4 protein-coding genes are annotated in these 6,193 nt (G+C 52.6%); all 4 read right to left on the bottom strand.

Going from position 1 to position 6,193, the window contains the following annotated elements; translation table 11 throughout:
- Positions 1–230: 230 nt before the first annotated feature.
- A complete protein-coding gene (gene rpiB / locus HMPREF9944_RS02330; RefSeq protein WP_008564184.1) occupies positions 231–671 on the bottom strand; it encodes a ribose 5-phosphate isomerase B in 441 nt (146 codons plus the stop codon).
- A 62-nt stretch (positions 672–733) separates the two neighbouring features.
- Positions 734–2,758: a transketolase family protein gene (locus HMPREF9944_RS02325; RefSeq protein WP_008564182.1), complete on the bottom strand. Its 2,025-nt coding sequence runs from the start codon at positions 2,756–2,758 to the stop codon at positions 734–736.
- A gap of 27 nt (positions 2,759–2,785) precedes the next feature.
- Positions 2,786–4,339, bottom strand: a complete 1,554-nt coding sequence (locus tag HMPREF9944_RS02320) for an alpha-N-arabinofuranosidase (protein ID WP_008564180.1) — start codon at positions 4,337–4,339, stop codon at positions 2,786–2,788.
- Between the two features lie 264 nt (positions 4,340–4,603).
- Positions 4,604–6,193 (bottom strand): xylulokinase, encoded by a 1,590-nt coding sequence (locus HMPREF9944_RS02315; RefSeq protein WP_008564178.1) that lies wholly within the window; start codon positions 6,191–6,193, stop codon positions 4,604–4,606.

The raw sequence follows: 6,193 nt of genomic DNA, 5'->3' as shown, positions 1-6,193 counted from the left end.
TGTCTTCCTATTGGGAACCGTTAAGTCTTCCTATTGGGAAGTCTCTTGTCTTCCTATTGGGAAAGGTATCGTCTTCCTATAAGGAAAGGTCTTGTTTTCCTATAAGGAAGGCTTTCGTGTTCACAATCCCTTTATACTTCAAGACATGGAAAAAGGCCCGGCAAAAAGATGTTGCCGAGCCTACTTGTTTGCGATGTTTGCGCGATGCCTCTTCGATATAAGGTGGGGGCTTACTTCAATGGGATTTTCTTCACGCGACGCTCGTGACGCCCGCCTTCGAAGGTTGCCGAGAAGAATTCATCAAGCATCGCCTCTGCCGTTTTGTTGTCAATGAAGCGCCCCGGCAAGACGATGATGTTGGCGTCGTTGTGCTGACGAATGAGCTGTGCCGTCTCTTTGTTCCATGCAAGTCCGGCACGCACGCCTTGATGCTTGTTGAGTGTTATGGCCATGCCCTCGCCGCTACCGCAAATGCCGATGCCGGGATAAACCTCGCCGCGCTCGACGGCCTCGGCCAAAGGGTGGGCAAATTCCGGATAATCAACGCTCTCGTCGCTATATGTGCCGAAGTCTTTTACCGCATAGCCTTTCTTCTCAAGGTATTCGAGCACAAATCGTTTCAACGGATAACCTGCGTGGTCGCAGGCAATTCCAACAGTTTTAACTTCCATAAGCTTATATATTTAAAAGGTTAAAGGGAAAGGCCGTCCGACCTTTCCCCGATAATCGTTCTCTATTCTGCAAGAAAGGCCTTCACCTGCCGGTAGACGTTCTCGCCCGTGTAGCCGAGCTTCTCGTCGAGCACTTTGTAGGGGGCAGAGAAGCCGAAGCTCGGCATGCCGAACACCTTGCTGTTCGGTCCGATGCCGACAAGGCCTTCGAGCGTCACGGGCAGTCCGGCCGTCATGCCGAACTTCTTGACGTCGTAGGGCAGCACAGCCTCTTGATATGCCTTGCTTTGCGTTCTGAAGAGTCCTTCTGAAGGCGCACTGACGACGCGCACCTTGATACCATCTTTGCGCAAGGCTTCGCAGCCCGAGACCAAGGTCGACACTTCGGAACCGCTCGCTACCAAGATAACGTCGGGTCTCTCGTCGGCGCCTGCAACGATGTAAGCTCCTTTGTCCGCCTGCTCGTAGTCGTTTCCTTCGGGCAGTTTGGCTATGCCTTGCCGAGATAAGATAAGGGCAGTCGGCGTCTCGGTGTTCTCCATCGCGAGCTTCCAACAAACTGTGGTCTCGTCTGCATCGGCAGGGCGGAACACGCGTATGCTATCTTTGCCTGCATGGTTCTTGAGTTTCTCCATCAGTCGGATCTGTGCCTCCTGTTCAACAGGCTCGTGCGTCGGTCCGTCTTCGCCCACGCGGAACGCATCGTGCGTCCAAATGAACTTCACCGGTACTTGCATCAATGCGGCCATGCGGACGGCAGGCTTCATGTAATCGGAGAACACGAAGAACGTGCCCATTGCCGCAATGACACCGCCATGAAGCATCATACCGATACACATGTCGGCCATGGTCAGCTCTGCCACACCGGCTTGGAAGAAAGCACCGCTGAAGTCGCCTCGCACGAAACTCTTGGTCTTCTTGAGGAAGCCGTCGGTCTTATCAGAGTTACTGAGGTCTGCAGAAGCACAAATCATATTGGGCACTTCTTCTGCCAGTACGCTCAAACAGGTTGCACTGGCTGCACGTGTGGCTATGCCTTCCTTTTGGGTTACTTTGCTCCAATCGACTCTCGGTGCCTTGCCACTGAACCATTCGTCCATTTGGGCTGCCTTCTCAGGATTAGCCTTACGCCACTCGGTTTCGGCAGCCTTACGTATAGCAACGATTCTCTTTAATTCTTCTGTGCGCTTTGCATAGAGGTCTTTAACATCATCAAAGACAAGGAATGCATTCTCAGGGTCACCCCCCAGATTCTTGATGGTGTTAGCGTAGGCATTGCCTCCGAGTGGTGCACCATGGGTCTTGATATTATGCTCATAACTTGTGCCATCTTCTTTCAAGGCTCCTTTACCCATGATCGTCTTGCCAATGATGAGGGTAGGGCGGTCCTGTTCCTGCTGTGCTGTGTCAAGAGCCTTGCGGATATCGGCAACGTCATTGCCGTTAATCTTCAGAACGTTCCAGCCCCAAGCCTTGTATTTCATTTCAGTGTCTTCGTGCATAACAACACCGCACTCGGTAGAAAGCTGAATACCGTTTGAGTCGTAGAACATGATGAGATTGTTCAGTCCCAAATTGCCTGCGATGCGACCTACGCCTTGCGAAATCTCTTCTTGCACACCGCCATCACTGATGTAGGCGTAAATCTTATGCTGCATCATCGTTTTGCCTAAGCGTGCCTCAAGGAACTTCTCTGCCACGGCCGCACCAGCAGCCATTGCGTGGCCTTGGCCAAGCGGACCTGATGAGTTCTCTATGCCGCGTACAAGGTCAAGTTCGGGATGCCCGGGAGTTACTGAGCCCCATTGCCTGAACTCCTTAAGATCATCGAGCGAGAAGAAACCACGAAGCGCCAAGCCTGCATAGAGCATCGGACTCATGTGTCCCGGGTCGAGAAAGAAACGGTCGCGACCGGTCCACGTTGGGTCTGCAGGGTCATAGACAAGGTATTCAGAGAAGAGTACGTTGATGAAATCTGCACCGCCCATAGCGCCACCCGGATGACCAGAGTTCGCTTTCTCTACCATGGCAGCAGCAAGGATACGGATATTGTCCGCCGCATGGTTCATTACTTTGATATCGTTCATGTTTGTGTGATTGTTTTTACAAATGTACTACTTTATATTCAAAACGACAATAGAAGTGGCCGGGATTTTAACCTTTACTATGTTTTTCTTGATGCTTGCCTCCTTAAACACTGCCGGTTTAACCGTTTCGGGATGTGCGAAGTCGTTATAATCCGTGATGTTTTTGCTCGCAAGGACTTCTCCATTGATAGCTTTTGCGGTCATGCCGTCAATGGCGAACTCAACCTCTTGTGCCTTGTCAAGGCTCACATTGGCCAAAGAAACGACAATGGCTCCGTCTTTCGTCTTAGCCGCACTTGCCGACACCATCGGGATAGTTCGGTTATCCCTCACCTTCATGGAGTCGCACTTCACGTCCAAAGGCAGAGCCGTTGCTTCCTGAAATGGCTGATACATGCGGAATACATGATACGTCGGGGTCAGCACCATGTGCCCCGTTCCTTTCGTGTCTGTCAGAATCATACTCTGAAGCACATTGGCAATCTGTGCAATATTGGCCATCTTCACACGATCTACATGGCGATGAAAGACATTCAGAGACAACGCTGCGACAAAAGCATCGCGCATCGTATTCTGCTGATAGAGATGTCCTCTTGTCGTACCGGGCTCTTCGTCCCACCACGTGCCCCATTCATCGACGAGCAATCCTATCTTCTTCCCGGGGTCTTTCCCGTCCATGATGGCACAGTGCTTCTTGATGACGTCTTCAATCTCAAGGCATTTGCCCAACGTCCAATAATAATCGTCCTTGGAGAATTTCGTAGCAGAACCCTTGCTGCCACTCCAGCCCGTCACGGTGTAGTAGTGGAGCGAAAGCCCGTTCATGCGGTTGCCGACGTTGTCCATGAGCACCTTCGTCCAATTGTAGTCGTAATCGCTGGCACCCGAAGCAATCTTATAGAGCCGGTGGTTGTCGTAGTTGCGACAATAAACGGCATAGCGACGGAACAGATCACTGTAATATTCGGGCCGCATATTGCCGCCACAGCCCCAGCTCTCGTTCCCGATACCGAGATACTTCACATTCCACGACTTCTCACGTCCATTCTTTCTGCGCAGGTTAGCCATGGGCGTATCGCCGTCGCTGGTCATATATTCAACCCACTTGGCCAACTCTTCCACGCTTCCCGAACCAACATTGCCACTGATATAAGGTTCCGCCCCCAAGCGTTCGCAAAGGTTCAGGAACTCATGCGTACCGAACGAGTTGTCCTCGATGGTTCCGCCCCAGTTGTTATTCTGCATTTTGGGTCGCTGTTCACGTGGTCCGATACCGTCCATCCAATGGTATTCGTCGGCGAAGCAACCACCGGGCCATCGAAGCACAGGCACTTTCAGGGCTTTCAAGGCCTGAAGCACGTCAGTCCGATAGCCATCGGTATTCGGAATGTTCGACTCAGGCCCAACCCACAGTCCGCCATAGATGCACGAGCCCAAGTGCTCAGCAAACTGACCGTAGATTTCCTTATTGATTTTATCCCTACCTTGGTTCGCGTGAATGGTAATCTTTACATCTTGTGCCGAAACGTTCATAGCGAGCGCCAACGCCGGCACGACTAAGGTCATCAATTGTTTTCTCATTTTGTTATTGGTTTTTAAGATAATATGAACAGACGAGGCTTTCACCCTTATCCGTCCTCTGGATTATAATTAGATATGCTTCCTATACACGTTTGTATAACTCGTTATACACGTTAGTATAACTTATTATACACGTTTGTATAACTCATTGGACAAGTTTGTCCAATCCGCTGGACACGTTTGTCCAATCCATTGGACACGTTTGTCCAATTCGTTGGACACGTTTGTCCAATCCGTTGGACACGTTTGTCCAATTTTGACATCCTACTTGAACTTGACTGCTGCTTGTTCAATGTTCAGCCCTCTCGTATAGTTGGCAATGTAAGCGGCGAAGCCCTTAACCTCCTCCGGCGTGGCCGTTATCTCCGTTCCGGTGTTTCCGCTGAAGACGTGACGGTCGAGATAGTCTGCCAGCGACAGCCGTTCCTCGTTGCCAACGAGATAGCCGGCCAGCAACGCGATGCCCCATGCCCCACCTTCGCCCGCCGTCTCCATGACGGAGATGGGAGAGTTGAGCGCAGCGGCGAGAATGCGTTGCCCCACGCCCTTGGTCTTGAACAGTCCGCCATGTCCGGTGATACGGTCAACGCTGATGCGCTCCTCATTGAACAGAATGTCGTTGCCTATCTTCAGTACGGCCACGGCCGCGAAGAGCTGGGCACGCATGAAGTTGGCCAAGTTGAACGTGTCCTCGGCCGAGCGAACAAACAGCGGCCTACCTTCGGCCAATCCCGTCACGGGTTCGCCCGAAACGTAATTGTAGGCGATGAGCCCACCGCAGTCCTTGTCGCCCCGGAGCGCATGGTTGTAGAGCTTGCCGAACACTTCGTTCATGTCTACTTCAACGCCGAGCAGCTGCTGATACTCCTTGAAGAGGCCGACCCATGCATTGAGGTCCGACGTGCAGTTGTTGCAATGCACCATGGCCACGGGGCTTCCGTCGGGCGTTGTTACCATGTCTATCATCTCGTAGGCCTTGGAGAGGCTCTTCTCCAGCACAATCATGGAAAACGACGATGTTCCGGCCGACACGTTGCCGGTGCGTTGCCTGACGGCATTGGTTGCCACCATGCCCGTGCCGGCGTCTCCTTCGGGCGGACAGAAGGGACAGCCCGGTTTCAAGCGTCCCGAAGGGTCGAGCAGGGCCGCACCCTTCTCGGTTAATTGCCCGGCGGCTTCACCGGCGAGCAGCACCTTCGGCAAAACGTCGCGAAGTCTCCAACTGAAGTGGAAAGGCTCGGCAAGCTGTTCGAACTTCTCAACCATCGTTGCGTCGTAGTCCTTGGTCTCCGAATGAATAGGCAGCATGCCCGAAGCGTCGCCTATGCCGAGCACCTTCTTGCCCGTCAGCTGCCAGTGGATATAGCCGGCCAATGTGGTCAGGAACTTGATGTCTTTCACGTGCTCCTCTTTGTCGAGCATGCATTGGTAGAGGTGGGAGATGCTCCAACGCAGGGGAATGTTGAAGTCGAAGCACTTCGATAACGCTTCGGCGGCCTTAGTCGTGTTGGTGTTGCGCCAAGTGCGGAAAGGAACCAGAAGCTTCTGATGCTCGTCAAAGGCCATATAGCCATGCATCATGGCACTTATGCCTATGACCGAAAGCCTTTCGACTTCCGTGTCGTAGGCCTTCCTAACGTTCTTGCACAGGTCGGCATAGCAGTCTTGCAGTCCGTTCCAAATGGCATCGAGGTCATAGGTCCACAGTCCGTCGACCAGTCGGTTCTCCCATTCGTGACTTCCCTGTGCAATGGGTCGGTTCTCGCTGTCAATAAGGACAGCCTTAATGCGGGTAGAGCCAAACTCGATGCCGAGGACGGCCTTCCCTGATTCGATTGTCTTCTTTGCGTCCAT

Origin of the sequence: Segatella maculosa OT 289 (assembly GCF_000243015.1) — a bacterium.
GTDB classification, from domain to species: domain Bacteria; phylum Bacteroidota; class Bacteroidia; order Bacteroidales; family Bacteroidaceae; genus Prevotella; species Prevotella maculosa.
Note: the sequence above shows the minus strand (reverse complement) of the source record. Positions and strands in the feature narration are given on the sequence as shown.

What these genes read in the sequence shown, in the direction of transcription:
- rpiB (WP_008564184.1), bottom strand. Translation starts at nt 671, where the DNA reads ATGGAAGTTAAAACTGTTGGAATTGCCTGCGACCACGCAGGTTATCCG.
- HMPREF9944_RS02325 (WP_008564182.1), bottom strand. Translation starts at nt 2,758, where the DNA reads ATGAACGATATCAAAGTAATGAACCATGCGGCGGACAATATCCGTATC.
- HMPREF9944_RS02320 (WP_008564180.1), bottom strand. Translation starts at nt 4,339, where the DNA reads ATGAGAAAACAATTGATGACCTTAGTCGTGCCGGCGTTGGCGCTCGCT.
- HMPREF9944_RS02315 (WP_008564178.1), bottom strand. Translation starts at nt 6,193, where the DNA reads ATGGACGCAAAGAAGACAATCGAATCAGGGAAGGCCGTCCTCGGCATC.